This is a genomic window from Stenotrophomonas sp. 109824_Sma, assembly GCF_056480025.1.
Map to the genome: position 1 here is coordinate 2,500,347 of NZ_CM151078.1, position 26,217 is coordinate 2,526,563.

Consider the following 26,217-nt stretch of genomic DNA (forward strand, 5'->3'; position numbering starts at 1 on the left):
CAACGGGCGCGGCGTCACGTCAATGCAACGGCACCGTCAGCACTGAAGGCGCGTTGGCCGGCGAGCTGAAGGTCACCGCACCGCCCAGCTGGCTGATGCCCGCATAGCGCAGGTCCACGGTATCGACCACCAGGGTCAGCCGGCTGCCGGCCGGAAGGTTCCAGCTGCTCGCTTCCAGGCGAAGATCGATCGTTTTCGGTTGGCCGGGCGTGGCCCCACGCAGGGTGTACGGCTTGTGGCTGATCAGCTGGCCATTGCCCAGCACATCCTCGGCGTACAGGTAGGCATACAGCGTGGTGTTGGCGCGACTGGGCGTGACCGTCAGGCGCACTTCCGGCGCACCGTCCAGGCGTTTGGCGCTCCACTGGATCGGGCCCTGCCAGACGCCTGCGGCGTTGCGGCCGACGAACGGCACATAGGCGCCAGGCGGCAGGTTGAACATCTGCAGCGCACCGGACGCCATCGCCGCGCCGGAATTGGCGGCGGTCAGCAGGCCACTGCCGATCCGGTAATTCCAGCCGGTGCCGCCACCGTTCTCCGCCAGCCCGCCGGTGGGCAGCAGCAACCCGGTCGGCGCGGTCAGCCCGTAGCTGACAGCACCCGCATTGGTGGCCTGCCAGTCCGCATAGCGGCTCCAACTGCCTTTCTGCGACTTCAGCTGCACCGCCGCCTGGCGGTCGATGCCATTGGCCACGCCCTTCAGGTAGTGGTCGAACCAGTCGCCCACGGCGGCATAGACCTCATTGGGAATGCCGAGCGCACCGAAGGCCTCGTTGAGGGCATGGTCGCCATGGCGCAGCTGCAGCTGCTTGGGCACCTTCAGGCGGTTGAAGAAATCGACCAGCTGGCCCGGCGGGAACAGGCTGTCATTGAAGGCATTGGCAAGGAACACCGCCGGCTGGTTGGCGTTGATCTCGTCAAGGCTGCTGGCCGGGCTGCGCTGCGCCGCCACCGGCAGCAGCGAGTCCACCGCCCCCTGGTAATTGCCGACCAGCACGTTCCGGTTGATGGTGGCCAGCTCCGCGCCGGGGCGGCCGGTGGCCAGGCCGGCTGCCACCAGCAGGGCGATGCCCTGGGCGCTGGGCGTGTCATGGCTGTACAGCGACGCCTGCAGGTCGGCCCAGCCGCTCAGTGCGGCAACGGCCTTGATGCGTGGGTCGCGCGCCGCCGCCAGCAGGCTGGTACCGGCACCGTAGGAGATGCCCGAGACACCGATCCTTGCCGGGTCGGCGCGGGTATTGTCCAGCGCCCAGTCGATCAGCGCGCTGACATCCTCGACCGTGGCCGGCCCGGCGATATCGATGCTGCCGCCCGATTCCCAGAAGCCGCGCGAGCTGTAGCTGATGACCACATAGCCGCGCTGCGCCAGCGACTGTGCCACCCCCACGTACTCCACGCTGGGCACCGCCCAGCTGCTGGGCATCACCAGCAGCGGATAGCGGCCACTGCCGGCATCCTGCGGTTCGATGACGAAGGCCCCGAGGGGCGTGCCATCCCAGCTTGGGATGGTGCGATGGGTGGTCTTGACCGTGGCTGCCCAGGCGGTGGGCGCCAGCCCGGTCAGCAGGATCAACAGCAGCAGAACCTTGCGCATCGTTGTCTCTCCCCGTCGGTGGTGGTGCAACGGGTTGGACCGTACCAGTGCGAATGGTGGGTAGCACCTTGCGACGCAGCATGACGCAAAGCGCTCCTTGGTATGCTTCGCGGCACTGCGGGACTACCGCAGACTCCCATCAAAGCAAGGATGCCCCCCGATGCGCAGGACGCACTTCGTCGGCACGCTCTTGAGCGTGGCCAGTCTGTTCGCCCCTTCAGTCATGGCCGGGGATGCCCCGGAGCCGACGAACGACTGCGCCGACATCGCGCAATGGATGGCCAACGACGACTTCGCGGCACTCGACGCGATGGCCGCTCGTCTGCGCAACGGAGAACTCGACGCCGCGGGCGAATCCCGGCTGGGCCGCTTCTACATCTGCATGTCGCGTGCAATCGGCACGACGCGGCAGGAGGTGGAGGCCTGGAACCACTGGTCGGCTTGGGCGGCGCGCTGGGTTCAGCACGCTCCAAAGTCTCCGGCGGCCCACCTGATGACCGTACGGATTCCGCTCAACCTGGGCTGGAGCTACCGTGGCAACGGATACGCCAATACCGTCAAGGCCGAAGACTGGGCCCAGTTTCATGAGTACAACGCCGTTTCGCAGGCCTACCTGCAATCGCATGAGGGCATTGCCGGTGGCGACCCGTTCTGGCACGAGATGAGCGTACTGATCGCGCTGCGCGAAAGCGCGGATGACGAAGAACTACTGAAGCTCGTCGACCGTGCCGCCAAGGCCTTCCCCGACTACGAGCCACTGCACTTCATTGCCATGCAGCACTTCACGCCGGCCTGGGGTGGCAGCGCACAGAAGATGGAAGCCTTCGCACGGCGCTCGATGGCGAGTGCCCCGAAGAAGAAACGGGCCATGCGCTACGCACGTCTGTATTGGTCGGCCACCGAGTACTCGGCCGATCACTTCCACGCGGCGACGCCCGATTGGCCGCTGATGCGCCAGGGCCTGGACGAAATCGCGCAGCGCTACCCGACCATCGACAACCTCGAGACCATTACCCGCTTCGCCTGCTGGGCGCGAGACGGCGACGCCCTGGACCGGTGGAATCGCCTGTGGTTGAGCCGCAGCGGTTTCAGCGAGGCGGTCATTGCGGACTCGAGCGAGCAAAGCAGGGCCGCCTGCCTGGCGCCTGATGCTGGGCAAGAGGCTTCCTTGTAGAGCCAACCGCTGCAGAACCGGGCCGCGGAGGATGCGTAGTCTGGTATGCGCTTCACACCTGTCGGTCGCTTAGCACGTGCGCATGTCAGCCACGCCCTGCTCCGTCTGACACATCTCCAGTGCTTGCGCGCGGTCACAGCTTGGTCTTTTCGTCATTGACCAAAAGACGACAGCTTGTGACGCTTGCGACACCGCACGGCCTCCATGGCCCTGTCATCGCGGTCAGTCCCACCGCACTCCGCATCACCCGTATCCGCAACGCCTTCACATGACACAGGCCCGGCCTGGTCGTGGCGGGTCGCTGCGTCCCGAATCCTTTGCTGGAGAATCGCAATGCGCCTTGCAAGCTTCGTCTTTGCCTTCGTCCTCAGCGCCTTTGCCGGCGCAGCCCAAGCCCAGGTGGTCACCCTCAACAAGGGCGGCTTCGTGCTCACCTACGACTGCAGCATCCACAGCGCCACCCGCTACGAGTACACGCTCACCGCCGATACCGGTTCGGCTGCACGGCCGTCCAGCTTCTACAAGGACCCGGACCTGCCGGCCGGTTGCCTGGGCCAGACCAGTACCGCGTCCTATGCCAGCATCAAGTCCGGTTATGACCGCGGCCATCTGGTCACGTCCAACCACATGGACTACGACGCGACCTACATCCGCCGCGCCAACTACATGACCAACATCGTGCCGCAGGTGTCCAGCTTCAACCAGGGCATCTGGGTGAAGGCCGAGAACGTGGCCGAGTGCTACCGCGACATCGCGCCGGTGGACGTCTACGGTGGCGTGGTCTACGGCGACGCCGCCAACGACTACTTCCTGGCCAGCCACGGCATTCCCACACCGGAGTTCTTCTGGAAGACGATCATCACCCGTGATCCGAACACCGGAACGGCCAAGGCGATCAGCTGGATCATTCCTAACGAGGCCAACCTGGGCAGCCTGGACAACTACCTGGTGACCATTGCCGATCTGGAAGAACTGCTGGGCGCCAGCTACGTGGCGATCAACGCACCGGCCTCGCTGAAGAACATGCTGCCGGCCACCACCTGGCCGCAGCCGGCCGGATGTGACCTGAGCTGAGCGACGGGCGGGAGAACGTCACGATGCCTGCATACGCAGCCATCGTGACGCCAGCACTCTGGCCAGCAGGAACTGCAATACGGCGCCGACGACGGTGGCAACGACAAGCCCGCGACCTATCGTCGGCGCCCCAGCGGACAGCATTCGCAGCAGGTACGCCACGCTGGCCAGGCTGATCAGCAGGGACGTGGCAAGCAGGACCAGCGACACCACCATCGTGCGCACCATCGATGCGGGTTCCGGCGACGGCGCACCGGTCCATAGGCCGGCAAACGTGGCAAGCGCGCAGCCCACCAGCAGGATCAGGCTGGCAATCTGCAACTGCGCGGGCCCATCGAAAACCGGCATGATGAACTCGCCAGGCGAGATTGCCACAGGCAAGTGCAACGCCAGGATGGGAAGCAGGCAGCTACCGGCCACCAGCGTCACCGCGCCGGCGATGCTGGCACTGATGAGGTGATGGTGCTCGCCCTCGGCACGGATGCGCAGCTGCATCAGCAGCGCCGGCACCAGGGCCAGCAGCGTGAGGACCAGTGCATGCGCAAGCGGAACCAGACTGATGGCTGCGACACTGTGGACCGGAAACGGCAACTGCGCCATCGGAATGCGCATGGCGCGATCCAGCACGACGAGCAACCCGAAAAAGGCGATCGAAGCGATCACCGGGTGGCGGATCCGCAGCGCGCCGCGGCGCCCGAACAGCGGCATCGACACCAGTACCGCCGCCCCGGCAAACAGACTCAGGCGGAAACCGAGCTCAGCCACCGCGTTGCCGATTTCACGTGAGGCCTCGGGCGGCCCCAGGCGATACCCGAATGCGATCAGGTGGAGGGCTACGGGCAGGTACAGGCAGAGCACATAGAGCTTGGCGGCCATCGCGAACTGGATGGGGTAAGCACCTAAGAATGATCGCAATCGCTTCAAGGCGTATTGCCGTGCAGGCGCTGGGCGGGGTGTCCCCGGCAGTCTAGCGTTCCTGTGGCCAGCGTGCCCTGCCCGTCCCGCTGTGGGAAAATGGCGGGCACGTCGTCCCTTTGTCTGTTCCCGGAGCTGTAGATGTCCCGTTTTCCCTTTGATGCCGTGCTGTTCGACTGCGACGGCGTGCTGGTCGATTCCGAGCCACTGGTGGCCCGTGTGCTCTCGGAAATGCTGACCGAGCGCGGCTGGCCGCTGACGCCGGCACAGGCCGGCGAGGTCTTCCTCGGCCAGTCGGTGGCCCATCTGGCCGGGCTGATCGAAGAGCGCACCGGCAAGCCGTTCACCGAGGAATGGCTGGAGGAATTCCGCCAGCAGCGCAACCGGGCGTTGGAGCGCGACCTGGTTGCGATCCAGGGCGCGCCTGAGGCCGTGCGCGCGATCGGCGCCGCCACCGGCGGCCGGATCGCCTGTGCGTCCGGCGCCGACCTGCACAAGGTGAAGCTGCAGTTGGGCAAGGTCGGCATCCTCGATGCCTTCGGCAACCACGTCTTCAGTGGCCAGGACATGCCGCACACGAAACCGCACCCGGACGTGTACCTGGCCGCCGCCGCAGCGCTGGGCGTGGACCCGAAGCGCTGCGCGGTGATCGAAGATACCGTGACCGGCGCGACCGCCGGCGTTGCGGCAGGTGCGACCGTGTTCGGCTTCAGCGAAGGTGGCCCGCACCACAGCACACCGGAAGCCCTGCGCGCTGCCGGTGCGAAAGTGATCTTCCAGCGCATGGACCAGCTGCCGGCATTGCTTGCGGCCTACGCGGCCAGCGCGGCTGCCTGACGTTGCCTCAGCCCGCAGCGCCCAGTGCGGCGCTGCGGCGTTTCCCGGCGTAGTGCAGCACGAACAGGTACAGGCCGGTGAACAGCTGCAGGAACAGTGGCGGCAGCGGCGAATAGGTGATCCACGCTGCAGGCTCGCCCTGCCCCAGCCCGCGAACGGCGAAGTTGGCGATCACCGCCAGGGTGAAGACGATCGAGGTCCAGCGATGCACGGGCCGCGCCCAGGCGCCCCGGCTCATTGCTTGCGCCTCGCTTCAGAGCGGGCTTCGATCATCTTCCAGCCATTGCCGGACGGGTCACGGAATCCGGCATCGACGGCGCCGTAGCGTTCGACCGGCTCTTGGGTGAACTCGACGCCCTGCGCCAGCCATTGCGCGTAACGCGCCTGGCAATCATCCACGGCCAGTACCAATGGCGGCATCGCGCCCTTGGCCACAAGTTGCTGCAGCGCCTGCGCGGTGGCCGCGTCGTGGGTGGGCGGACCGGGCACGAACAGCCCCAGCTGGAAACCGTCCTGGCCGGGGCTGCGTACCGTCAGCCAACGATAGCTGCCATTGCGCACGTCGGTGTGCACTTCGAAGCCGAGCGTGCCGACGTAGAACGCGAGTGCTTCATCCTGGTCGCGCACATACAGGCCGACCGTGTTCACAGTGTTTGTCATGGGACCTCCCTCAGGTGGGGTCCACGTTAGCAACCGCCTCGCGGCGGCGCTTCTCCAAAACTGCGATGTTCAGGTCCGGGCGCTGCGCGGCACGTGCGTGGCATTCCGGCACGCTGGCCGGCGCCGCCTGGCCGGCGCGCTCCCGCTCGCGCACATTGCCGGGGCTGTCGCCGGTGATGTCACGGAAGATGCGCCCGAAGGTGCCCAGGCTGCGCCAGCCGGTCTGCGCGGCGATCTCGGTGACCGGCAGGTCGGTGTCACGCAGCAGCGCTACGGCACGCTCGATGCGGCGGCTGAGCAGGTAACGGTGCGGTGGCAGGCCGAATGCCTGCTTGAACGAGCGCGCGAAATGCGCGGGCGAGACGGCGCTCACCTCGGCCAGGCGCGTGACCGGCCATTCCTCATGGCTGGCCCGATCCATCCGGTCCTTGGCACGCAGCAGGCGTCGCAGCAGTTCGGGGCTCTGGTTCATGGCGTCACCGTGCGCGCCAGATGATGTCGCGCCGCATGCCTGGCCTGCGCGGCCTGCTCGCCCAGCCAGTCACCGAATGCAATGACCTTGGTGCTGCGGCTGCGCGCCGTCGGTGCCACGAACCAGAAACCACGCCCGTCGCTGGCGACTCCGGGATGTGCCTGCACCAGGCGCCCACTGTCCAGTTCGGCCTGGAACAGGATTGGCGAACCGATGGCGATGCCCTGCCCGGCAATGGCAGCGCCGACGTCCAGATGCTCCATCGCAAAGGGGGTGACAAAGCTTTCCTTGGACGGCGGCGGAACAGCACCATGTGCGGAAAACCACAGTGCCCACCAGTCGGGCCTGCCGAGCAGTGGAACCCGCAGCGCCCGGCGACCGAGCCCGTCTGCCGCCGGCAGCAGCGCCGGCGCGCACAACGGGGTGAAAATACTGGGAAACAGGGGCGTGGCCTGCAGCCCGGGCCACTCGCCATGCCCATTGCGGATGGCGGCATCGAAACGCCCTGCGGCCAGGTCCTGCGGCTCTGCCGACAGGTCCAGTTCCAGCACGAGGTTCCGATGGCGGGCCCGGAAGCTGCCCAGGCGAGGCGTCAACCAGCTGGTACCCAGCGTCGGCAATACGGACAGGCGCAATCGCGTCGCATCCATGTCAGCGGCACGCATGAAACTGGCACGAAGCGCGTCGAAGGCCCGGGTGGCCTCCTGCGCGACGCTGGCACCGGCATCCGTCAGCTCCACATGCTGCGCGTGGCGCAGGAACAGGCAGGTACCGGTCTGGGCCTCCAGCCGCCGCACGTGGTAACTCACCGATGCCGCACTGGTGTCGAGCTCCTCGGCGGCACGGGCGAAACTGCCCAGCCGCGCCGCCGCCTCGAAGGCGCGGATGGCGGCAAGCGATGGCAGCTGGCGTTGGGTCACCATAAATGTGGCTTAGCCTGACCCTCGATATCTGCGTGGTCAATCCCCCTTTTACCCGCAACGATGGCGGCACCTCCGGCATGGGATCACGCACATGGATCGACGGCAGTTCCTGGCCACCCTGGCCGCCGCGGCAGCATCCGGCACCGTGCCCACCGGATGGGCCCTGGCCAGCCACAGCGAAGACTGGAAATGGTTGCAGGGCAACTGGCAGGTCCGGCACCAACGCCTGAAGGAGCGGCTGGTGGGCGATACCCGCTGGGAAGCCTTCACCGGCTCCAGCGCGGTCTGGCTGACCCTGGGCGGGCTCGGCACCATCGATGACAACGTCATGGCGCTGCCTTCGGGCCCCTACAGGGGCCTTGGCGTGCGTGCGTTTGATCCGGTGTCTTCCACGTGGTCGATCTGGTGGATCGATGGACGCAACCCTGCCCATATCGAAGCGCCCGTGCGCGGCGTCTTCGAAGGCGATGGCGGCAGCTTCCGCGGTCGCGATGACTTCAAAGGGCGCCCCATCGAGGTCTGGTTCCGCTGGCATGACATCCATGGCGATGAGCCGTGGTGGGAACAGGCGTTCTCCGACGATGCCGGCGCGCACTGGGAAGTGAACTGGCGCAACTGGTTCCGGCGCACTGCTGCGGCCCCCTCTCCGCTTCCAAAGCGGCCGGATGCACCGGGTGATTTTGATTTCCTGGTGGGCCATTGGAACGTGCGCCATCGCCGCCTGCGCGCTCGGCTGGCAGGCAGTGATGCGTGGGACGCGTTCAACGGCACCCTGCACAACTGGCCGGTGCTGGGGGGATTCGGTAACGTGGGTGACAACCTGATGGACGTGCCGGGAGCACCGCTGCGCGGCATGGGCATCCGCGCCTGGAATGTGGCGGAGCAGCACTGGCTGAGCTGGTGGCTGGATGGCCGGGAGCCGACCCGGATCGGCGCGCCGCTGCGCGGTGGTTTCGAGGCTGGTGTCGGCCGCTTCTTCGGCGAGGACCAGCACGACGGACGGGCGATCCAGACGCGGGTGATCTGGTCACGCATTACCCCACGTTCGGCGCGCTGGGAACAGGCGGCCTCGGCCGATGGCGGACGCAGCTGGGAAACCAACTGGGTCAGCGACTTCGAGCGACAGGCATGAAGGCGCTGTTGGCCGTGGTGCTGCTGGTTGCTGCGTCACCTCCCGCGTCTCCATCTAGGCTGCTGCAGATCGTCGGCGCCGCCGAACGCTTTGCCCCGGGCGTTGCATCCACGCAGCATGACGAGATTCGACTGACCTTGAGCCCGGACGGAAAAACCGCACTGTGGTTCAGCCGCAACCGGCCCGGCGGTCCGGGCGGGTATGACATCTGGGTCTCCCGCCACGATGGGCAGCGCTGGCGGCCGGCGACGCCGGTCTCGTTCAACACGCCGGGCCGTGACTTCGATCCCGCCTTTTCCGCCGATGGCCGTGTGGTGTATTTCTGTTCGGATCGAGCAGGCGGCCAGGGCGGCGACGATCTATATCGAGTGAGCGTGGAACGCCACGGTCGCTTCGGGGAACCGGAGAATCTGGGGCCTGCGGTGAACAGTGCGGCCGACGAGTTCGCGCCGATGCTCTCGCCGGACGGTCGTACGCTGTTGTTCTCCAGCGATCGTGCGGGCGGTGCCGGCGGCCATGACCTCTACAGCGCGGCGATGATCGGCGGCGTCGCGCAGCCGGCACGGCCGCTGGCGGGAGACCTCAATACCGCAGCGCAGGAGTTCGATGCCACGTTCCTGGGCGACGGCCGAACGGTGGTGTTTGCCCGCGCCCTGGACTTCGGCAGTGCACCGGTGCGCCAGTTCATTGCCTACGCGCGTGGAGGCCGTTATGACGCAGGCCTTGCATTGCCCTCGCCCTTGAACGAGGCCTCCGGCGACAGCTACGGCGCGATGCTGGATGGCTCGCAACCCGGCACCTTGACCTATTCGGCGCGGCGCGCGGACGGTGCAGGGTTGGACCTGTACCGCGTCCGCTACCGGATGTCGCGACCCTGAAGGCAGGTGGTGTCGATTTCCAGCGCGCCAGCTCGTCGAGAGGATGAATACCCCAGGAGAAAATGCAGATGCCCTCCCAACAGTCCCTTGCCTGCACCTGTGGTCAGGTCCGCCTGACCACCACCGGCAGTCCCATTGCCACCGTCGAATGCTGCTGCGACAGCTGCCGCAGGGCCGGCGCCCAGCTGCAGTCGATGCCCGGAGCACCGCAGGTGCTGGGGCCACAGGGACAGACGCATTTCGTAATGCAGCGCAAGGATCGCGTCCGCATCGACGCCGGGCATTCCCTGCTGTACGCGTTGCGGCTGTCCAGCACGGGCGGCAGCCGCCGCGTCCTGGCGAGCTGCTGCAATACACCGCTCTTCCTGGAGTTCAGCGGTGGCCATTGGTTGAGCCTGTATGGCCTGCTATGGCCAACCTCGACACGACCCGCCGTCGAAATGCGGACGATGGTCAGTGATCTTCCTGACGCGTCTGTCCTTCCAGACGATGTGCCGAACCTGAAGACCCGGTCGCTGCGGTTCTATGCCCGGCTGATGACGGCCTGGATCGCCATGGGCTTCCGCAGCCCACGCATCGACGTCGCGGGAGATACCCATGCCTGAGCGCGAACGGATCGAGATCGAAAGCATCACCACGCCCGGCCACCTCCAGCGCGTGGATCGTGGCAAGTACATGGCCATGCGCACGGCCCTGCTGCGCGCCTTGCCCAGGCAACCTCCCGGGATGACGGTGGCGCAGGCGAAGCAGGCGCTGTTGCCGCACCTGCCCGCGTCGCTGTTCCCGGAAGGCGCCACGGCGGGTTGGTGGTTGAAGGCCGTGCAGCTGGACCTGGAGGCCAAGGGGGTGATCGAGCGCATTCCAGGCACACCGCTGCGCCTGTTCAAGCACGTCGCGGCCGGCTGATCAGCGCTGCGCCGGCAGTTCCAGCCGGTGCTTGCGGCACAACCGATACACGGTCACCCGCGAGATCTGCATCTGCCGCGCGCACTCGGAGACGTTGTAGCCGGTCTGGCGCAGGGTCTGCAGCAGCACATCGCGCTCGGCCTGGCCGCGGGCATCGTGCAGCATCGGGCTCGGCAGCGCCTGCGCCGGCTCGCCCAGTTCCAGGTCACGTTCACTGATCAGCTCGCCTTCGGCCATGATCGCTGCCCGTTGCACCCGATTGAGCAGTTCACGCACGTTGCCGGGCCAGCTGAATCGACGCAGCGCCTGCAGCGCCGCCGGTGAGAAGCCGCGCGCTCGCACGCTGTGCCGTAGCCGGAAGCAGCGCAGGAAGTGTCCGGCCAGCAGCTGCACGTCGGCACCGCGCTCGCGCAGTGGCGGCATCAGCAGGCGCAGCACGTTGAGCCGGTAGTAGAGATCACTGCGGAACCGCCCCTGCGCCACCGCGTGCTCCAGTTCGACGTGGGTGGCGGCGAGTACCCGCACGTCCGCCCGCAACGGCTGGCTGCTGCCCACGCGCTCGAACGTGCCCTCCTGCAGCACGCGCAGCAGGCTGGTCTGCGCCTCCGCCGGCAGGTCGCCCACCTCGTCGAGGAATACCGTACCGCCGTGTGCGGCTTCGAATACGCCGATCTGGCGCTTGTCGGCGCCTGTGAACGAGCCGCGCTCGTGGCCGAACAGCTCCGACTGCACCAGGTTCGCGGGGATGGCACCGCAATTGACCGCGATGAACGGCTTGCCTGCACGGCCGGACAACGCATGCAGTGCATGTGCCGCCAACTCCTTGCCGGTGCCGGTTTCACCGGTCACCAGGACCGGCAGTTCAACCGGCGCGAACTTGTGCAGCACCGTGCGCACGGCGTGCAGCGCAGGGCTTTCGCCGATCAATGCGCGCGGCCCTTGTCCCCCGCAGGCGTCATCGGCAGCGGGTTCGTCCGCATCGAACTGTTGGCGCATCGCCGCCACCAGGTCCTGCAGCCCGAAAGGCAGCGTGAACCGCGCAAGGCAGCGCTGCAGCAAGGGCAGCCAGGCAACCGGCGTGGGCCCTGCGCCAGGTGGCAGCACCGCCAGCCACGGCAGATGCGCGTGCTGTTCGATCCATGGCGCCAGCAGTTGCAGGGCCGGTGTATCCAGATGGCGAAGATCCAGCACGGCGAGCAGCCGATCACGCCCGCGCAGGCCGATGGCCATCGCCGGATCGGGATGGATACGGCGCACGTACCAGCCCGCAGCCGCCAGCGCACTGCGTTCGTTCGCCTGCGGCTCGCCGAACCAGAGCACGCAGCGTGACGTTGAAGCCTCCGGGACCGCCGCCATGCTTCCCCCAGCATCCGGACACCGTCGGCGGACTGTCAGGCAATCACCGGCGTGCCGCCCCCCGCCGGGACCTCTACGGCCACCGCGGCGGCCTTTGTTGGGCGGATCCTAGCGCTGCGCTAAACGGCGGCGCAATGAGCGGCGCGTCAAGAAAACACTGGCTGAAGCGGCGTCGTTACAGTCCGCGGCGGCACCTGTAACACCGGTGCGACAGTCGGGCGCCCGCCTTGCCCTGCGGCGCTTGGCGCTGCGCAATCCCAACATTTTTCCCACGCCGCTGTAACAGCCCGGCAGCAGCACCCTGCTCCGTCCAGCAGCTGCCGGCAGGCCGCACAGGCCTTCCGGGGTTGGCACGGTTGATGCGTGGTTCCGCCGCACCCATCGCGGGAGATCGGCATGGACGGCACCACCCTGTTTCGCGGCCTGGCCGCAGCACTGGCAGTGACCCTGCTGGCGATCGGCGCGGACGCCGCTGCATCCGGCGCCCGCCAGGGCGTGAAGGCACAACCGGGCGAGATTGTCCTGTTGCGGGACGTGTCTGCACGGCCGGCCTATCGCATGGCGCCCCCTGGCATGGCGCTGATCGCCGACCCGAAACCACAGCGCGAGATTGCCAGCGCGTTGGGCACCGGTGGCGCCTCGACCGGCATGGACGAACTGAGCGATGAGGACTATGCCGGCATGGGGGCCGGCCAGGCGGCCACCGCCGCGTCGCCGCGTGGCACGACGGTTGAACGGGTTACCCAGCAGGCCCTGGGCGGGACGCTGGGCCGCAGCAGTGACGGCATGGTCGGCAGCAGCCTCGGTGGCGCCCTGGGCGGCCCCCTCGGCGCGGTCGGCAACAGTACCCGCGGCATCGGCGATACCGTGCGCGGCGCGCTCGCCCAGTTCCCGTTGCAGGGCCCGGCCCCGGCAGGTGGCAAGTGAAGCGGGTACGTTGGCTGCTGCTGGTCCTGTTTGCCACGCCGTTGATGGCGCAGGCCGACGACTACAGCGGCATGCTCGCCTACCTCGACGTGGCCCGCATCGACGGTCACGCCCTGGCGGGTGCAAACGGCGCCATCGCGGTGAACCAGGCCGCTGGCGACCTCAACCTGCAGGCCAACCTGCGTGGCATCGCCACGGGCGAACGTGCCGACGTGTCGATCGGCAACCGGCAACTGCAGGGCGGCAACCGCGTGCTGAGCGCACCGGTGCACGCCACCGCCGTCATCGACGGCAACGCGCTGGCAGGCGCCAGTGGCATCGCATCCATCAACCAGGCCAGCGGCATCGCCAACACGACGCTCAACGTCGTCAGCGCGACGCTGGCTCGACAGGGCATACGCGAAACCGACGATACGGCGTTGGCCGCCGAAGGTTCCGCGTTGGCAGGGGGGCGGGACGACGCCGGTCGCGGCGTCGCGACGGGCACCCGCAGCGCTGGTGTCACCAACACGGCGCTGCGGGGATTCGACGGGGTCCTGCAACTCAATCAGATCGCGGGCAGCGGCAACGACACGGCCAATGTGCTGGGCCTGGTCGTGCAGGACCGCCCGTGACAACCACCCAACCGATGCACCACCCGATGAGAGAGAGGGCACCATGAAAGCGACCGTCAAACGGACCATGCTCGCCATGGCGATTGCCACTGCCTCGACCGCCGCTGCGGCCAATGGCTGGGACAACCAGAACGCCAACGCGAACATCAACCACAACCACACCGTCAGCGAAACCCGCAACGACACCCACAACCATACCGACAACGACGTACGCAACCGCACCGTCAACGTCAACGTCAACGTGCAGAAGCACAGCACCATCCAGGCCGACGAGCGCAAGGAAAAGAACAACCACGGCGTCGACGTGAACCTGGAGAAGGACCTGCGCCTCAGCACCGACGTCAATTTCTCCGGTGACCCCACCATCAGCGGCGACATCGACCTCGACTCGGCGGCCATCGCGGTGATCGACAACCGCCAGTCGATCAGCAACAACGCCACCAGCAACAGCCTGGTCACCAACAGTGCGTCCATCGGTGACAGCGTGGGTGCCGGTGCCTCCGGCAACCTGGGCTTCAACGTGGTATCGGGCGACAACAACGCCCAGGACAACGCCGCCTCGCTGTCCGCTGCCGATGCGTCCTTCAGCTTCGGCATGGCCGACGCCGAGGTGTTCGTCAACCAGGCCGGCTTCGGCAACGCCACCATGAACTCCGGCGTCACCAATGCCGCGGGTCTCAGTGGCAATGCCTTCGGCGGTGCGTCCGGCAACATCGGCGTGAACATCGCCTCGGGCAACAACAACGAGCAGAAGAACGCGCTCGCGGCCTCGGTAGCGACCACCGCAGTGGCGCAGTCGAGCATCAGCTCCAACCAGGTCTCCACCGGCAACACGGTCAGCAACGCCGGCTTCGTGCAGTCCTACACGGATACCGTGCAGGTCGGCATGCATGGCGGCGTCAGCGGCCTGACGCTGGGCTATGGCGCCGGCACCTACCGCGGCACCGGCAACGCCTACCAGATGGCCAACTACTACCTGGATACGTGGAACGGCGCACTGCCGCATCCGGGTGGCAACAGTACCGGCCACATCGACCTAGACAACGAGATCCAGAACGCCACGATGAACCCCAACCGGCCGGGGGTGGGCGGCCTGGGCTTCGATACGCGTGAAAGCGGCACCAGCCAGTTCGTCGAACTGGGCGTGGCCGATCTGTACGCCAGCCTCAGCGGCACGGTCAGCACCACGCGCTGGGTGAACGTCGATGCCACCAACACCTCGGCCTTGTCCGGCAGTGCCTTCTCCGGCGCCTCCGGCAACATCGGCGTGAACGTGGCGGCGGGCACCGGCAACCTGCAGGCCAACAGCCTGGCCCTGGCCGTAGCCCAGCCCAGCACCGGCGGTGGTGGCGGCAACGGCGAGTAAGCGCACCACCCCGGCCGTCCGCCAATGGCCGGGTTCCCGGGAGCCCCTGTCCCTCCTCCCCCTTGGGGCAGGGGCTCCCTCCTGCTGCTGGAGAGCACGATGAGCCGCTACCGCCTCTCGATATGCCTGCTGGCCTGCCTGCTGTTGCTGGGCAGCGCGTCAGCGTGGGCGGGCGATGTCCGCTTCGCCGGCGTGCTGCCCAACGGCGCACTGCTGCAGCAGAAAGTGGAAAGCATGCAGGAACGGCGCTACCGAAACGTGGTGCGGCAGCACACCGATTACAGCTGCGGTGCCGCGGCCCTGGCGACCATCCTGCGCCATGCCTACCACCTCGATACCGACGAGGCTACGGTGATCGAAGGGATGATGGGGGTCTCCGATCCGGCGCTGGTGGCCGGGCGCGGTTTCTCGCTGCTCGACATCAAGCGCTATGTGGAATCGCTGGGCATGCGTGGGCGCGGCTATCGCATCGATGAGGCACGCCTGCGCACGCTTCGCGTTCCCGGTCTTGTGCTGATGGACGTGCGTGGCTTTCGCCACTTCGTGGTGCTCAAGCAGGTGCGCGACGGTGTGGTCGAGGTGGCTGATCCCATCCTTGGCAACCGCAGCCTGGCGCTGCCTGAATTCCTCGCTGCGTGGCCATCGCGTGCGGTATTCGTGGTGATCGGCAGCGATTTCGATCGCAACACGGTCCTGCTGCAACCCAGCGAACGGCCCAGTGCCCGCGCGCTCTACGCGCGGCAGGGGCCGATCACCGATGCCGAACTGGTCGACTTCGGCTTCAGCCACGCCGACCTGTTCTGAAGGAGGCTCCGCCATGTTCCGCCGCCCCCTGTTGATGGTCCTGCTGCTGGTGTGCCCCGCCCTGCCCGTGCAGGCGGCGGATGCTGCGCCCGGCCGCGGCCTGAAGGAAATCCCGGATCCCGAACTGAACCTGATGCGCGGCCGCTACACCGTGGGCGGCAATACCGTGGCCTGGTTCGGGGTGACGATGGTCTCGCAGTGGCAGGCCAGCAACGGAAGTGCGCTGCAGGGGGCGCTGACCCTGGGCATGGACTTCCGTGGCGGCGGCAGCCCGAAACTGAGCTTCCAGCCCAGCGTGCACGTGACCGCCGCAGATGCGCCGCTGCCGGACACGCAGGGTCGCCACATCGACAGCAGTGGCCTGGCCAATGCCAGCGGCCTGGTGCAGAGCGTGCAGGTGGCCGGCGATGGCAACGTCGCCCGCAATGCGACCACGCTGGTGGTCCGCAATGGCGCGGTGCCGGCCCTGTCGGGTGACGGTGCGCATTCGCTCAGTGCGCAGGATGCAGGCCTCTCGGCCTCTGCGGTGCTCGACGGCAACCAGGCACGCCTGCTGTTGCAGGTGGATGGCCAGGGCCTGGTCCAGCAATGGATACGCAACGGCAGCGTCGGCCAGGGCATCGCCCTGAACGGTGACGGCCAGATCGCCAGCAACCAGCTGCGGCTGGAGCTGGTGCGGGATACCGCGGGCGGCAACCTGCCGTTGAGCCAGAACGTGGCCCAGGCGATTGCGATGAACCGCGGCATGGGGCCGGGCCGGTAGCACCACGGCACGGCGTTGGGGGAAGCGTTCCACAACGCAGGACACGAACATGCACACCCTGATGAGGATCACCCCGTTGGCGCTGGCGGCGCTGGCGGGCACCGCCTTCGCCGCGCCACCCGCGGCGGACGATGGCGCCGACGTGCAGGCACTGGCCAACCAGCTGGAGCAGCTGAAATCCAACTACGCACAGGAAGTGCGGCGGCTGCGCGAACTGGACATGCAGGTACAGGCGATGCAGGCGCGGCTGAGTGGGAAGGTTGGTCCGATGGCTACGGCTACGGCTACGGCTACGGCAGTCGAACATGGCACGGCTCTGCAGACATCGCCGAGCAACGAGGGCTACGCCAGCAGCGCCGCCGAGGCGCAGCAGGCAAAGCAGGAATCGCGGCGCAGCGTGGATGACGTGAAGCAGCAGCAGTCGGCGCTGTTCTCGCGACGCTTCACCGTCGAGAACAGCCTCACCTACGCCCGCTACGACCGCAAGCAGCTCACCCTCAACGGCTTCCTCGCGCTGGACGCGATCTTCCTTGGCAACATCGCCATCGAGAACGTCGAATCCGATTCGCTCACCTACAATCTGGCCGCCCGTTGGGGCGTCAGCCCGAACCTGACCCTCAACCTGGACGTGCCTTACCTGGCGCGGCGCACCGTCTACCAGAAGGGCGGCGCCGGCGGCGCGGCGGCGGCGATCGCGCAGGAAGAAACCAATGGCAACGGCCTGGGCGATATCGGCCTGAGCGCGAACTACCGCTTGTTCGGCGAACGCGGCTGGCGCCCGGAGACCGTACTCACCGCCGGAGTGACCGCGCCCACCGGCCGTGCACCTTACGGCCTGGACTGGAAGGTGATCGAGCGCGACGATGATGACTACATCCGCTTCGCCGTGCCCAAGGAACAGCCCACCGGCAATGGCGTGTGGCAGGCCAACGTGGGGTTGTCGATGGTCAAGACCGCCGATCCGGCGATCCTGTTCGCCAACCTGGGCTACGTGCATTCGTTCCCGCGTGGCTTCAGTGACATCGACAGCAACCCCGACACGGTCAACCCGGGTGACGTGAAGCTGGGCGGCTCGGTCTACTTCGGCGCCGGCGTGGCCTTTGCGTTCAACGAGCGCACCAGCCTCAGCCTGTCCTTCAGCGACCGCATCAGCGCCCGCGCCTCCACCCGTTTCCAGGGCGGCAAGTGGATGAAGGTGATCGGCAGCGACGCCAACGCGGCGTCACTGAATCTGGGCGTGACCTATGCGCTCAACCAGCACACCACGCTGGTCACCCTGCTCGGTATCGGGCTGACCCCGGATGCACCGGACTTCACCCTGGCATTCAAGATTCCGTACATGCTCTGACCCGCCCGATCCGGCGACGACGTGGCCGCTGCCCGTCGTCGCCCAATCGCGGCACCCCTGTGCAGGCCCTGTGTGTGCTCCCGGGCAACCCGCCAGCGCTGGCGATGACGGCGTTGATCATCAGTTCCGCCGTATTCACGCCGCACCTTCACGGTGATCCGCCCGCATTCTCCGTCGATTCCGCCAATCCGGCGGCGACGCCATTTCCTACTCTGGCCCCACGGTGAAGCCCAGGCCGCTGCAGGCAACGCACCGTGAGACTGGATACCACGCACTTCCACCCTTTCCCAGGAGCAGGACATGGCATTTCCAACCGCGGTAAACGACCAGATCACCGATTCGGTCACCCAGGCCAACACCAAGGTGCTGGGCGACGCGCCCGCCGTGGCGGTGGGCAATCTCTACCAGGCCACCGCACAGGCGCTGGCCAATGCCGCCCACAACGCCACCAACGCGCAGCAGCAGTCCTACGTGACCGCGCAGTCGGCCACCACCATGGGCGTGGCCACGCTGTACTCGATCGATACCGCCACCACAGCGGTAGCGAGCAAGGAGATCCTCAGCACCCGCGTCCGCGGCCTGGGTTCCTGATCCGTCGTTCCGTAGCTGACCCGCCAACCCCAAGGAGATCGATATGGCATTCCCGACCGCTGTAAACGACCAGATCACCGATTCAGTCACCCAGGCCAACACCAAGGTGCTGGGCGACGCGCCCGCCGTGGCCATGGGCAATCTGTACCAGGCCACTGCACAGGCGCTGGCCAACGCCGCCCACAACGCCACCAATGCACAGCAGCAGTCCTATGTGACGGCGCAGGCGGCCACCACCATGGGCGTGGCCACGCTGTACTCGATCGACACCGCCACCACCGGCGTGGCCACCAAGCAGATCCTCGGCGCGTGATGCGCCGGCAGGCAAGGAGCTGAGCCATGGCATTTCCCACGGCCGTCAACGACCAGATCACCGACTCGGTCAGCCAGGCCAACCTGCAGGTGCTGGGCGTGGCGCCTGCCACGGCAATGGGCACGCTGTACCAGGCCACCGCGCAGGCGCTGGCCAATGCCGCCCACAACGCGACGCTCGCCCAGCAGCAGATGTATGTCACGGCCCAGGCCGCGACCACGATGGGCGTTGCGCTGCTCTACGCCGTCGATACCGGCGCCACCGGCGCCGCCACCCGGAAGATTCTCGGCTGAATCCATTGAGTGCCGGCAATCTCCGATCCTGTAGTGCTGTCCATCCTAGGAGCTTCCACCATGGCATTTCCCACCGCCGTCAACAGCCAGATCACCGATTCGGTCTCGCAGGTCAACACCAAGGTGCTTGGTGATGCGCCGGCCATCGCAATGGGCAACCTGTTCGTGGCCACCAGCCAGGCGCTGTCCAACGCCGCGCACAACGCCACCAACAACCAGCAGCAGTCCTACGTGACCATGCAGGCGTCGACCACCCAGGGGGTGTCCACGCTGTATGCGATCGACACCGCCTCCAACGGCGTGGCCACCCGCGAAATCCTGGGCCTGCGCTGACGTGTCGGCCCGGCGTGACGCCAACCACCGCGCCCCCGCTCAGGGCGGCGTCACGTCGGGCCCCTGATCGATGGCCGCATCGCCCGCCACCGGCTACCTGCTGGCTGCAACCAGTACCGGTTCCGGGCTGGCGATCGCCCTCGCCCCCTCGTTCGCGATGTCCGCCACCTACCTGGCGATGGCCGACAGCCTAGGCCTGGCCATGCAGAACGCGGTGGCCAACCAGCAACGCGGCCAGGTGACCGCCGGCGCAAGCCTGGCCCAGGTCCTGGCCCTGATCATCCAGAAGGGAGCCGTTCCGTCATGAGCAGTGAGAACACCGTCAACAGCCAGATCGTCGACAGCGTCAGCGCCGCCTCCACCCTGCTGGTGGCCCAGGGGCCGGCGCAGTCCTTCAGCATGCTGGACATGGTGATGCTGGAGACGCTGGGCACCGCCATGCACAACGCCGTCGCGCGCCAGCAGGGTGCGGGCATGGTCAGCAACGCAGCGGTGACCGCCACCTGCGCGAAGATGATCAATGCCCCCTGGCCGGTGCCGCCGCCCGCTCCGGAACCCCCTCCGCCGCCACCGCCGCAGGTCATTCCCCTGCCTGGCCCGGTGCCGGCGCCGCCTTCGCCTGCGGCGGTGATCGCCGCGGCCACCGCAGAAGGAAAGACCGCCATCAGCGTCCTGCAGGCACAGACCCACGGTGCCACTGCCGACGCTGCGGCCGCTACCAGCAGCCTGCATGCACTCGAAACGCTTGCAGGCAATGCAGCAGCGCCCGCGCCCGGTCCTGCGCCCGACCCCGCGTCCGGTCCGGATCCGGACGCAGGTCCCGCCCAGGATCCCGCGCCAGACTCCCCTTCCCCTTCCCCGGCAGACGACGCTGACGCCGGGGCCTGACAGACTGCAGGCCGCCTGCGGCCCCACCCGCCCATCAAGGAGCCCGTATGGACCCGAGCAACGTCAACGCCCAGGTCATCGATGTGATCAACCAGGTGCAGACGGCCACCATGTCTGCGACCGTGGTGAAGACCAGTGGTGCCGGCAAGGCCTACCAGTCGGTGGCCCAGTCTGCGGCGATCGCCGTGCAGGATGCTGCTGACGCCCTGCGCAACGTCTCAACCATCGCGACCACCGCGGCCGGCGTGGCCATGGCCCAGTACCTGGCGACGGGGGACGAAAAGTATGCGAGGGTGCTCACGCAAGCGCAGAACATGATGCAGGGGGCCACCGACGACTTCAACCGGGTCGGCAATGCCGCTGCGACCGTCCTCAAGGAATTTCCGGCCCAGTGAGGCCGCCAGGAGAGCCACGCATGAGCGTTTTCATTGCCGGTCGTTCCATCCCCCAGGCCAATCAGATCAGTCAATCCTGCAGGCATGTCCTTCAGTTCATCGACGGCGGCGAGCACTGGCTGAAGTGGGCCATGGAGTCGCATGAGCACCGTTACGCCTTCTCCGACGAGGGCACGATGCTCGATGGGGTGCAGCAGGGTCTGCACGGTTCGCGCATGACATGGTTGCCGCGCCTCGGGTTGCAGGTCGGCCCGATCAAGCTGCTCAGCCTCGGCAACAGCGATCTCAGTGCCTTGCGCCAGGTGGAGTTTGAAGACGAGACACGACTTTCGCACAGCGAGGCGCAGGGAGTACTGGCACGACACCGGCTGCTGACCAACACCGAACTCGGCGCCTCACGCGCGTTCCTGGCCTCGATCGGCGCGGCCGACGCACCCCTGCTGCAGCAGCTGGATTTCCGTGAATCGGTGGCGCTCCACCAGCTGGCCGGTGAGGTGGGAATGTCCAGCGCAGGGCGCGATGATCTGGCCGACGCCGCCCGCTTCGCGCTGCTGCACGCGCGCCGGCCCATTGAGTTCGCCGACTATTTCCGTTTCTACCAGCACGTAAGCGCAGGGGGCGGAAGCAGCGAGCAACGAATGAATCGTGCCACCCGCGCGTTGCAGCAACTGCTGCCGATGCTGTTCGACTTCCTGGACGGGCCGCAGCTGCCACAGCTGCCGTCGCCGGAGCAGGTGCGCGAGGCGATTGCCGCAAGCCTGGCCGCGAGTCGGCAGATCGGTTATGCACGCATCTCACTGGCCGCCCAGCAGATGGCATTGTGCTTCGACAACAGCCCCGACCTGCTGCGGGATGACCACGGCCTGCGCGAAGCCGCGCAGTGGCAGCTGCGCGATGCGCAGGAATTCCTCAACGAACACCCGGTCTCCCGTGGCCAGCTCGGGCAGGATGGTGCCAGCGTGCAGTTCGCGGTCGATGGCTCCAGAGGGCAGGCGCTGATACAGGTGGAGGACAATGTGATCACCCTGCAGGACTACCGCCGCTCCCGTCACTACCTGGGCGATGAAGCGCAGGTGGGCTACCGGGCGGGTACGGTGTGAACCCGCCTCCAGCGCCGGGAAGCGATGGCGTGCAGGCAGCAACGGAGGCGCTCGCCTCGGCAGCCGGCGCGGCCGTTGCTGCCGGACGCCTGGCGGCCCGGCACCAGGCGCAGAAGATCCTGGCCGATGCCCAGGCGGCATTGCGCCATATCCTGGGGGAACGTGACGACGGTGTTCCCCCCTCATCCCCAGCAGGAGCACCGACGATGACCTTCCCGACCCCGCTTCCCGGCATGCCCACCCCCGCCTATCCGGCGGGAAAAACCCCGATGGAGATCGCCCAGGAACTCGCGGACGCCGCCATGGCCGCCAGTGAAAAGGGCATCTGCGCCGCGATGGAGGTTTCGCAACGCGCGGTCGAGGCCGCCAACCAGGCTGCCCGCCGTGCGGACGAAGCCGCCGAACTGGCCGTCCAGCGCGCTGCTGAAGCCAACGCGCGCTAACGCCTGGCCTGCCACCCCAACGCCCCGGGCAGGCCCGCGCCTGCACCGGGGCGATTTTTTTACTGGTCCGCCGTTCGCCGGTAGCTGCGCGGGCTGACCCCCACCGCGCGCCGGAAGCTCTTTTCGAAGTGGCTCAGGTCACCGAAGCCGACCTGCAGTGCGACATCGGTAATGCGCAGGCGTTGCCCATCGCGCAACAGCCGCTTGGCATGTTCGATGCGCAGCTGCTGCAGCAGCAGCTTGAAGGTCGTGCCCAGCTCGCTGCGGAACAGGAACCCCAGGTGTGACTGGCTGACATGCGCCTGGCGAGCGAGGTCGCCCAGGGTGAGCGGCTCCGCGGCATGGTCCCTCAGATAGGCCAGGGCGCGTTTCAGGCCATCGTGCAGGCCTTCCTGTGCCGTTGCCGCCGCCGCTGTGGCGACATCGCGCCCGGTGTCGTGCGTTTCCAGCGTGTCCATGCCGGCCTCGGCCCCTTCGTCAGCGTAGAAGGAATCATCGGCGGCCATCAACCCGGGGGCATGCCGCAGCACATCCTCACGGCGGATGCTCCGGCCGCCGGTCATTACTGCCAGGCGAACCACCACACGCTCCATCTCCAGGAGGTTGCCCGGCCAATCATGGCTGCGCAGCGTCTGCAGTACGTCCTCGCTGATTACCTGCGGATTGAAGCCGTGCATCTGCAGCGAGCGCGCAACCAGTGCGCCGATGTCCTCGGTTCGCTCGCGCAGCGGCGGAACATCCACTGTCAGGAACTCGAGGCCAGCCAGCAGCGCCCGCGAGAACAACCGGTCGCGCACGCGCTGCTCCAGATCGGCGCTGGTGGACGCGATCACCCGGATGGCCTGTGCCGCACCCGCTTCGCCCGATGCAGGCTGCAGGCCACGGATGCAATGCGAGAGCTGCCCCTGCAGCGCCACCGGCAACTCGTCGACTTCGTGGAAGTACAGGGTGCCGCCACGCGCGTGACGGAACCAGTCCGAGGGTTCCTCCTGGGGATGGGCGCAGTTCACCTCGATGAAGGGCCCCCGCCGCAGCGGACTGCCGCTGTGCAGTGCGGCGGCCAGTTCCATCTTCTCGGTACCGAACTCGCCGCGCAGCAGCACCGGCAGTGAACTGGCGGCAGCGCGCTCGATGAATTCCTCCAGCCGCTTCAGCGCATCGCAGGTACCCACCAGCAGCAACGGGCGGCTCAGCGTCTGCTCGGCCCACGCCTGTGCTTCGTATCGCTTAATCAGGTGCGCGCAGCGATGCGCGAATGCTTCGCCCAGTGCCAGGGCACTGCTGTCCAGCCGCCCGGCCTGCGTTTCCAGCTGCAGCTCGCCCAGCACTTCACCGGCATAGCGGATCGGCAGACGCTGGCTGGCGCCGGTTCCTTGGTCCGCGTCCGCCACCGGGGTCCCGTCCGGATGGCCTGCACCGGAACCGCGCAGATGGACGCGACCGCCTCGCACTGCATGGTGTTGCGAAAACTCCTTCACGAACGCGCCCAACAGGTCGGGCAAGGACCGGTGGGGTCGATAGGCGCGCTGCAACATCTCACTGACTTGCCTGTGCATTGAAACTCCCCTTTCGAATGGCAACCCGCTGCCGTTGCAGCGGGCGATCGCGCAATGGGTACCGTGCGGCTTCACTGCGTGATGCTGCGACGCCCCCGCCGCGCCTCGCGCCAGCCACAGCACACGCAGGTGAACGTGCACACTGTCCGCCCCCATGCCCCCAGGGGGTTGCCGTCGGTAGGTCGACGAAGCGGACGTCGGACGGATCCCGGTTCCCCACGCGCAGACACGCGCATTCGTCCCCGGGATTATCGAAGGCGAGTTTCATTAAAATCGTGATGATAATCACGTGAATATCCGGGATTATCTTTGCCTGCGAAGCAGCACAGGGCGTGGTGAACTGCATGTGCTGCGCGCAACCTGCCCTTCGCCGATCTGCGGCATGATGGGCGCCTTGCCATGATCGGGAACCTGCCATGCCATTGGGATTCATCGGCCTGGGCGTGATGGGCACGCCGATGGCGGGCCACCTCGCGCGGGCCGGGCACACCGTGCTGGGCTGGTCCCGCTCCGGGCGCAACCACGAAGCGGCACGCATCGCCGGCGTACAGCCCATCACGCAACTGCAGGATGTGTTCTCTGCATGCCGCACCCTCGTTCTCATGCTGGCCAACGACGAGGCCATCGACAGCGTGCTGGGGCGGAACACGGCGACCTTCCCTGCCCGCATTCACGGCCGCCTGGTGATCAACATGGGCACCAGCTCGGCGGCCTATTCGCAGGCGCTGGGTGAACAGATCCGCGCGGCGGGCGGACGTTACGTGGAGGCACCGGTCTCCGGCTCGCGGGTGCAGGCGGAGTCCGCGCAACTGGTCGTGATGCTGGCCGGCGAGGATGCCGACGTTGCGGAGGCCTCGCCCCTGCTTGCGCCGCTGGGCCGGCAATGCATTGCGTGCGGCCAGGTGCCAGCGGCGTTGCGCATGAAGCTGGCCGTCAACCTGTATCTGATCACGCTGGTCACCGCACTGGGCGAGGCCGTGCACTTCGCCGAGCGCCACGGCATTGCCCTGGCGCGCTTCGCCGAAGTGCTCAACGCCGGGCCGATGGCCAGCGAGGTATCGCGGATCAAGCTGGACAAGATGATCCGCGGGGACTTCGCCGTCCAGGCCTCGATCACCGATGTTCTGAAGAACAGCGGCCTGGTGGCCGACGCCGCGCGGGAGGCAGGCATGCACGCCCCCCTGATCGACGCCAGCGATGCACTGTTCGCGCAGGCGCAGCAGATGGGGCTGGGAGGGCTGGACATGGCGGCCGTGCTGCAGGCGATCCGGGGCCGCCCGCCGGCCACCGGCGGGGCCTGATCCGGATTCATCTTCCGGCACCACAGTGGCCGCTGCCCGCTGCTATATTCAGTCCAGCTCGGCAGGCATGGTGCCTGCCCTCGAATCACAGGGAGTTGGACATGGGTCTGGTACAGGCGGTGAAGGGTGCGGTCGGTGGTGTGCTGGCCGACCAGTGGAAGGACTTCTACACCGTGCCGACAGGCCTGCCCTCGACGGCGGCCCTGTTCGCGGCGGTGCCGCAGGGCACCAACGCCGGCCGCGGCTCCAACACCAGCGGCTCGTCCAACATCATCACCAACGGCTCGAAGATCATCGTGCCGGAGGGCTACGGCCTGCTGCTGTTCCAGGACGGCGCGATCACCGCATTCGTCGCCGAACCGGGTGGCTACGAGTGGCGCTCGGACGATCTGAACTCGCAGTCGATCTTCGCCGGTGACGGCCTGGTCAGCACCTTCATCAAGCAGAGCTGGGAGCGCTTCAAGTTCGGCGGCCAACCGGGCTCGCAGCAGGCGGCCTACTTCGTCTCGCTGAAGGAGCTGCCGGACAACCGCTTCGGTACCCAGTCGGAAATCTACTGGGACGACGGCTTCCTCAACACCCAGGTGGGTGCGGTCACGCGTGGTTCGTACACGCTGAAGATCGTCGACCCGATCCTGTTCGTGAAGAACTTCGTGCCGGCCAGCTATCTGCGTCCTGGCCAGGTGTTCGACTTCACCGACCTGGACAACGCCGCCGCCAGCCAGCTGTTCAATGAAGTGGTCGGTTCGCTGGCCCCGGCCTTCAGCCTGTATACGAACGACCCGGGCAAGGGCAACCGCATCACCAAGCTGCAGCAGGACTCGCTGGGCTTCGCGCAGAGCCTGTCGGCCGCCGTCGAACAGGGTTACCAGTGGAAGTCGGACCGTGGCCTGGCCATCGTCAAGACCGCCATCGTCTCGATCGAGTACGACGCCAATACCCGCGAACTGCTGAAGACCGTGCAGCGCGCCGATGCGCTGTCGGGTTCGCGCGGCAATTCCAACCTGCAGGCCAGTGTCGCCCAGGGCATCCAGTCGGCCGGCGAGAACGGCGGAGCGGCTGGCTTGGTCGGCGTCGGCATGGCCTCTGGCATGTTCGGTGTGGGTGGCATGCAGCAGCCGGTCACCCCGGCCGCGGATGACCCGGTGGCCAAGCTGAAGAAGGCCAAGGAAATGCTGGACCTGGGCCTGATCACCCAGGGCGACTATGACGCCCTGAAAGCCAAGGCACTGGGCCTGTAACAGCAGGACGCACAACGAAC

General features: G+C 67.2%; 32 protein-coding genes. 24 read left to right on the forward strand and 8 right to left on the reverse strand.

Annotated features, from left to right (window positions below; genetic code table 11):
- Nucleotides 1-19: 19 nt before the first annotated feature.
- On the reverse strand, nt 20-1,594 hold the full coding sequence (locus ACZK1G_RS11820; protein WP_101765514.1) for a S15 peptidase family protein: 1,575 nt from the start codon (nt 1,592-1,594) through the stop codon (nt 20-22).
- 160 nt (nt 1,595-1,754) lie between these two features.
- Between ACZK1G_RS11820 and ACZK1G_RS11825 the strand changes: the two genes are divergently transcribed.
- Nucleotides 1,755-2,768, forward strand: coding sequence for a DUF4034 domain-containing protein (locus tag ACZK1G_RS11825; protein ID WP_101765515.1), 1,014 nt, complete (start codon nt 1,755-1,757; stop codon nt 2,766-2,768).
- Nucleotides 2,769-3,101: 333 nt separating this feature from the next.
- Nucleotides 3,102-3,842, forward strand: coding sequence for a DNA/RNA non-specific endonuclease (locus ACZK1G_RS11830; protein ID WP_014037250.1), 741 nt, complete (start codon nt 3,102-3,104; stop codon nt 3,840-3,842).
- 18 nt (nt 3,843-3,860) lie between these two features.
- On the opposite strand, the gene ACZK1G_RS11835 is transcribed toward ACZK1G_RS11830, so the two are convergent.
- Complete coding sequence (locus tag ACZK1G_RS11835) at nt 3,861-4,718, reverse strand: hypothetical protein (protein ID WP_233490762.1); 858 nt, start codon at nt 4,716-4,718, stop codon at nt 3,861-3,863.
- 180 nt (nt 4,719-4,898) lie between these two features.
- Here ACZK1G_RS11835 and ACZK1G_RS11840 point away from each other — a divergent pair, with 180 nt between their 5' ends.
- A complete protein-coding gene (locus ACZK1G_RS11840; RefSeq protein WP_049445092.1) occupies nt 4,899-5,594 on the forward strand; it encodes an HAD family hydrolase in 696 nt (231 codons plus the stop codon).
- Between the two features lie 7 nt (nt 5,595-5,601).
- On the opposite strand, the gene ACZK1G_RS11845 is transcribed toward ACZK1G_RS11840, so the two are convergent.
- The 4 genes from ACZK1G_RS11845 to ACZK1G_RS11860 are packed head-to-tail and all read right to left on the reverse strand — an operon-like array spanning nt 5,602 to nt 7,649.
- The gene (locus ACZK1G_RS11845) at nt 5,602-5,832 is read right to left on the reverse strand and encodes a hypothetical protein (protein WP_049445090.1); all 231 of its coding nucleotides are present in this window, start codon (nt 5,830-5,832) and stop codon (nt 5,602-5,604) included.
- The gene (locus ACZK1G_RS11850; protein WP_049445088.1) at nt 5,829-6,254 is read right to left on the reverse strand and encodes a VOC family protein; all 426 of its coding nucleotides are present in this window, start codon (nt 6,252-6,254) and stop codon (nt 5,829-5,831) included. Before ACZK1G_RS11850 ends, ACZK1G_RS11845 begins: the two co-directional genes overlap by 4 nt.
- A gap of 10 nt (nt 6,255-6,264) precedes the next feature.
- Complete coding sequence (locus ACZK1G_RS11855) at nt 6,265-6,726, reverse strand: helix-turn-helix domain-containing protein (RefSeq protein ID WP_101765517.1); 462 nt, start codon at nt 6,724-6,726, stop codon at nt 6,265-6,267.
- Nucleotides 6,723-7,649 carry a LysR substrate-binding domain-containing protein gene (locus tag ACZK1G_RS11860; protein WP_049445083.1) on the reverse strand — a complete coding sequence of 309 codons (927 nt, stop codon included), beginning with the start codon at nt 7,647-7,649 and terminating at the stop codon, nt 6,723-6,725. The genes ACZK1G_RS11855 and ACZK1G_RS11860 overlap by 4 nt, the downstream gene beginning before the upstream one ends.
- Before the next feature lie 91 nt (nt 7,650-7,740).
- Here ACZK1G_RS11860 and ACZK1G_RS11865 point away from each other — a divergent pair, with 91 nt between their 5' ends.
- The 4 genes from ACZK1G_RS11865 to ACZK1G_RS11880 all read left to right on the forward strand — a co-directional run bounded on the left by ACZK1G_RS11865 (nt 7,741) and on the right by ACZK1G_RS11880 (nt 10,565).
- On the forward strand, nt 7,741-8,781 hold the full coding sequence (locus ACZK1G_RS11865; RefSeq protein WP_101765518.1) for a hypothetical protein: 1,041 nt from the start codon (nt 7,741-7,743) through the stop codon (nt 8,779-8,781).
- On the forward strand, nt 8,778-9,659 hold the full coding sequence (locus ACZK1G_RS11870) for a TolB family protein (RefSeq protein ID WP_101765519.1): 882 nt from the start codon (nt 8,778-8,780) through the stop codon (nt 9,657-9,659). The genes ACZK1G_RS11865 and ACZK1G_RS11870 overlap by 4 nt, the downstream gene beginning before the upstream one ends.
- Before the next feature lie 62 nt (nt 9,660-9,721).
- Nucleotides 9,722-10,264, forward strand: coding sequence for a GFA family protein (locus ACZK1G_RS11875; protein WP_101765520.1), 543 nt, complete (start codon nt 9,722-9,724; stop codon nt 10,262-10,264).
- Entirely contained in the window at nt 10,257-10,565 is a 309-nt protein-coding gene (locus ACZK1G_RS11880; RefSeq protein ID WP_049445075.1) for a DUF6958 family protein, read from the forward strand. Before ACZK1G_RS11875 ends, ACZK1G_RS11880 begins: the two co-directional genes overlap by 8 nt.
- Here the strand turns inward: ACZK1G_RS11880 and ACZK1G_RS11885 are convergent, their stop codons facing one another.
- A complete protein-coding gene (locus ACZK1G_RS11885) occupies nt 10,566-11,921 on the reverse strand; it encodes a sigma-54 interaction domain-containing protein (protein WP_101765521.1) in 1,356 nt (451 codons plus the stop codon).
- Between the two features lie 396 nt (nt 11,922-12,317).
- On the opposite strand from ACZK1G_RS11885, the gene ACZK1G_RS11890 reads away from it, so the two are divergent.
- The 15 genes from ACZK1G_RS11890 to ACZK1G_RS11960 all read left to right on the forward strand — a co-directional run bounded on the left by ACZK1G_RS11890 (nt 12,318) and on the right by ACZK1G_RS11960 (nt 22,099).
- Nucleotides 12,318-12,848: a hypothetical protein gene (locus ACZK1G_RS11890; protein WP_049445071.1), complete on the forward strand. Its 531-nt coding sequence runs from the start codon at nt 12,318-12,320 to the stop codon at nt 12,846-12,848.
- A gap of 44 nt (nt 12,849-12,892) precedes the next feature.
- Nucleotides 12,893-13,462, forward strand: a complete 570-nt coding sequence (locus ACZK1G_RS11895) for a hypothetical protein (protein ID WP_236251624.1) — start codon at nt 12,893-12,895, stop codon at nt 13,460-13,462.
- Nucleotides 13,463-13,505: 43 nt separating this feature from the next.
- Entirely contained in the window at nt 13,506-14,828 is a 1,323-nt protein-coding gene (locus ACZK1G_RS11900; RefSeq protein WP_101765523.1) for an adhesin, read from the forward strand.
- Between the two features lie 99 nt (nt 14,829-14,927).
- Nucleotides 14,928-15,632, forward strand: a complete 705-nt coding sequence (locus tag ACZK1G_RS11905; protein WP_101765524.1) for a C39 family peptidase — start codon at nt 14,928-14,930, stop codon at nt 15,630-15,632.
- A 13-nt stretch (nt 15,633-15,645) separates the two neighbouring features.
- Nucleotides 15,646-16,395, forward strand: a complete 750-nt coding sequence (locus tag ACZK1G_RS11910; RefSeq protein WP_101765525.1) for a hypothetical protein — start codon at nt 15,646-15,648, stop codon at nt 16,393-16,395.
- 49 nt (nt 16,396-16,444) lie between these two features.
- Entirely contained in the window at nt 16,445-17,743 is a 1,299-nt protein-coding gene (locus tag ACZK1G_RS11915) for a transporter (protein ID WP_101765526.1), read from the forward strand.
- A 300-nt stretch (nt 17,744-18,043) separates the two neighbouring features.
- Nucleotides 18,044-18,334, forward strand: coding sequence for a RebB family R body protein (locus tag ACZK1G_RS11920; RefSeq protein ID WP_005416648.1), 291 nt, complete (start codon nt 18,044-18,046; stop codon nt 18,332-18,334).
- A 43-nt stretch (nt 18,335-18,377) separates the two neighbouring features.
- Nucleotides 18,378-18,647: a RebB family R body protein gene (locus ACZK1G_RS11925; protein ID WP_005416649.1), complete on the forward strand. Its 270-nt coding sequence runs from the start codon at nt 18,378-18,380 to the stop codon at nt 18,645-18,647.
- 26 nt (nt 18,648-18,673) lie between these two features.
- The gene (locus ACZK1G_RS11930; RefSeq protein ID WP_006446865.1) at nt 18,674-18,940 is read left to right on the forward strand and encodes a RebB family R body protein; all 267 of its coding nucleotides are present in this window, start codon (nt 18,674-18,676) and stop codon (nt 18,938-18,940) included.
- 60 nt (nt 18,941-19,000) lie between these two features.
- Nucleotides 19,001-19,273, forward strand: coding sequence for a RebB family R body protein (locus ACZK1G_RS11935; protein WP_005416651.1), 273 nt, complete (start codon nt 19,001-19,003; stop codon nt 19,271-19,273).
- Nucleotides 19,274-19,343: 70 nt separating this feature from the next.
- Nucleotides 19,344-19,580: a RebB family R body protein gene (locus tag ACZK1G_RS11940; RefSeq protein ID WP_014037263.1), complete on the forward strand. Its 237-nt coding sequence runs from the start codon at nt 19,344-19,346 to the stop codon at nt 19,578-19,580.
- Nucleotides 19,577-20,161 (forward strand): RebB family R body protein, encoded by a 585-nt coding sequence (locus tag ACZK1G_RS11945; RefSeq protein ID WP_101765527.1) that lies wholly within the window; start codon nt 19,577-19,579, stop codon nt 20,159-20,161. Before ACZK1G_RS11940 ends, ACZK1G_RS11945 begins: the two co-directional genes overlap by 4 nt.
- A 47-nt stretch (nt 20,162-20,208) precedes the next feature.
- Nucleotides 20,209-20,556 carry a hypothetical protein gene (locus ACZK1G_RS11950; RefSeq protein WP_101765528.1) on the forward strand — a complete coding sequence of 116 codons (348 nt, stop codon included), beginning with the start codon at nt 20,209-20,211 and terminating at the stop codon, nt 20,554-20,556.
- 20 nt (nt 20,557-20,576) lie between these two features.
- Nucleotides 20,577-21,656: a hypothetical protein gene (locus ACZK1G_RS11955; protein ID WP_101765529.1), complete on the forward strand. Its 1,080-nt coding sequence runs from the start codon at nt 20,577-20,579 to the stop codon at nt 21,654-21,656.
- A 29-nt stretch (nt 21,657-21,685) separates the two neighbouring features.
- Nucleotides 21,686-22,099, forward strand: coding sequence for a hypothetical protein (locus tag ACZK1G_RS11960; protein WP_233490763.1), 414 nt, complete (start codon nt 21,686-21,688; stop codon nt 22,097-22,099).
- 59 nt (nt 22,100-22,158) lie between these two features.
- Here the strand turns inward: ACZK1G_RS11960 and ACZK1G_RS11965 are convergent, their stop codons facing one another.
- Entirely contained in the window at nt 22,159-23,655 is a 1,497-nt protein-coding gene (locus ACZK1G_RS11965) for a helix-turn-helix domain-containing protein (protein ID WP_101765530.1), read from the reverse strand.
- Nucleotides 23,656-24,071: 416 nt separating this feature from the next.
- Between ACZK1G_RS11965 and ACZK1G_RS11970 the strand changes: the two genes are divergently transcribed.
- Together ACZK1G_RS11970 and ACZK1G_RS11975 are read left to right on the forward strand one after the other, a co-directional pair.
- Nucleotides 24,072-24,956 carry an NAD(P)-dependent oxidoreductase gene (locus ACZK1G_RS11970; protein WP_101765531.1) on the forward strand — a complete coding sequence of 295 codons (885 nt, stop codon included), beginning with the start codon at nt 24,072-24,074 and terminating at the stop codon, nt 24,954-24,956.
- Nucleotides 24,957-25,057: 101 nt separating this feature from the next.
- Nucleotides 25,058-26,197: an SPFH domain-containing protein gene (locus tag ACZK1G_RS11975; protein ID WP_014037270.1), complete on the forward strand. Its 1,140-nt coding sequence runs from the start codon at nt 25,058-25,060 to the stop codon at nt 26,195-26,197.
- Nucleotides 26,198-26,217 lie beyond the last annotated feature (20 nt).

Coding starts and splice junctions, on each gene's coding strand:
- ACZK1G_RS11820 (WP_101765514.1), bottom strand. CDS start 1,594: ATGCGCAAGGTTCTGCTGCTGTTGATCCTGCTGACCGGGCTGGCGCCC.
- ACZK1G_RS11825 (WP_101765515.1), top strand. CDS start 1,755: ATGCGCAGGACGCACTTCGTCGGCACGCTCTTGAGCGTGGCCAGTCTG.
- ACZK1G_RS11830 (WP_014037250.1), top strand. CDS start 3,102: ATGCGCCTTGCAAGCTTCGTCTTTGCCTTCGTCCTCAGCGCCTTTGCC.
- ACZK1G_RS11835 (WP_233490762.1), bottom strand. CDS start 4,718: ATGGCCGCCAAGCTCTATGTGCTCTGCCTGTACCTGCCCGTAGCCCTC.
- ACZK1G_RS11840 (WP_049445092.1), top strand. CDS start 4,899: ATGTCCCGTTTTCCCTTTGATGCCGTGCTGTTCGACTGCGACGGCGTG.
- ACZK1G_RS11845 (WP_049445090.1), bottom strand. CDS start 5,832: ATGAGCCGGGGCGCCTGGGCGCGGCCCGTGCATCGCTGGACCTCGATC.
- ACZK1G_RS11850 (WP_049445088.1), bottom strand. CDS start 6,254: ATGACAAACACTGTGAACACGGTCGGCCTGTATGTGCGCGACCAGGAT.
- ACZK1G_RS11855 (WP_101765517.1), bottom strand. CDS start 6,726: ATGAACCAGAGCCCCGAACTGCTGCGACGCCTGCTGCGTGCCAAGGAC.
- ACZK1G_RS11860 (WP_049445083.1), bottom strand. CDS start 7,649: ATGGTGACCCAACGCCAGCTGCCATCGCTTGCCGCCATCCGCGCCTTC.
- ACZK1G_RS11865 (WP_101765518.1), top strand. CDS start 7,741: ATGGATCGACGGCAGTTCCTGGCCACCCTGGCCGCCGCGGCAGCATCC.
- ACZK1G_RS11870 (WP_101765519.1), top strand. CDS start 8,778: ATGAAGGCGCTGTTGGCCGTGGTGCTGCTGGTTGCTGCGTCACCTCCC.
- ACZK1G_RS11875 (WP_101765520.1), top strand. CDS start 9,722: ATGCAGATGCCCTCCCAACAGTCCCTTGCCTGCACCTGTGGTCAGGTC.
- ACZK1G_RS11880 (WP_049445075.1), top strand. CDS start 10,257: ATGCCTGAGCGCGAACGGATCGAGATCGAAAGCATCACCACGCCCGGC.
- ACZK1G_RS11885 (WP_101765521.1), bottom strand. CDS start 11,921: ATGGCGGCGGTCCCGGAGGCTTCAACGTCACGCTGCGTGCTCTGGTTC.
- ACZK1G_RS11890 (WP_049445071.1), top strand. CDS start 12,318: ATGGACGGCACCACCCTGTTTCGCGGCCTGGCCGCAGCACTGGCAGTG.
- ACZK1G_RS11895 (WP_236251624.1), top strand. CDS start 12,893: ATGGCGCAGGCCGACGACTACAGCGGCATGCTCGCCTACCTCGACGTG.
- ACZK1G_RS11900 (WP_101765523.1), top strand. CDS start 13,506: ATGAAAGCGACCGTCAAACGGACCATGCTCGCCATGGCGATTGCCACT.
- ACZK1G_RS11905 (WP_101765524.1), top strand. CDS start 14,928: ATGAGCCGCTACCGCCTCTCGATATGCCTGCTGGCCTGCCTGCTGTTG.
- ACZK1G_RS11910 (WP_101765525.1), top strand. CDS start 15,646: ATGTTCCGCCGCCCCCTGTTGATGGTCCTGCTGCTGGTGTGCCCCGCC.
- ACZK1G_RS11915 (WP_101765526.1), top strand. CDS start 16,445: ATGCACACCCTGATGAGGATCACCCCGTTGGCGCTGGCGGCGCTGGCG.
- ACZK1G_RS11920 (WP_005416648.1), top strand. CDS start 18,044: ATGGCATTTCCAACCGCGGTAAACGACCAGATCACCGATTCGGTCACC.
- ACZK1G_RS11925 (WP_005416649.1), top strand. CDS start 18,378: ATGGCATTCCCGACCGCTGTAAACGACCAGATCACCGATTCAGTCACC.
- ACZK1G_RS11930 (WP_006446865.1), top strand. CDS start 18,674: ATGGCATTTCCCACGGCCGTCAACGACCAGATCACCGACTCGGTCAGC.
- ACZK1G_RS11935 (WP_005416651.1), top strand. CDS start 19,001: ATGGCATTTCCCACCGCCGTCAACAGCCAGATCACCGATTCGGTCTCG.
- ACZK1G_RS11940 (WP_014037263.1), top strand. CDS start 19,344: ATGGCCGCATCGCCCGCCACCGGCTACCTGCTGGCTGCAACCAGTACC.
- ACZK1G_RS11945 (WP_101765527.1), top strand. CDS start 19,577: ATGAGCAGTGAGAACACCGTCAACAGCCAGATCGTCGACAGCGTCAGC.
- ACZK1G_RS11950 (WP_101765528.1), top strand. CDS start 20,209: ATGGACCCGAGCAACGTCAACGCCCAGGTCATCGATGTGATCAACCAG.
- ACZK1G_RS11955 (WP_101765529.1), top strand. CDS start 20,577: ATGAGCGTTTTCATTGCCGGTCGTTCCATCCCCCAGGCCAATCAGATC.
- ACZK1G_RS11965 (WP_101765530.1), bottom strand. CDS start 23,655: ATGCACAGGCAAGTCAGTGAGATGTTGCAGCGCGCCTATCGACCCCAC.
- ACZK1G_RS11970 (WP_101765531.1), top strand. CDS start 24,072: ATGCCATTGGGATTCATCGGCCTGGGCGTGATGGGCACGCCGATGGCG.
- ACZK1G_RS11975 (WP_014037270.1), top strand. CDS start 25,058: ATGGGTCTGGTACAGGCGGTGAAGGGTGCGGTCGGTGGTGTGCTGGCC.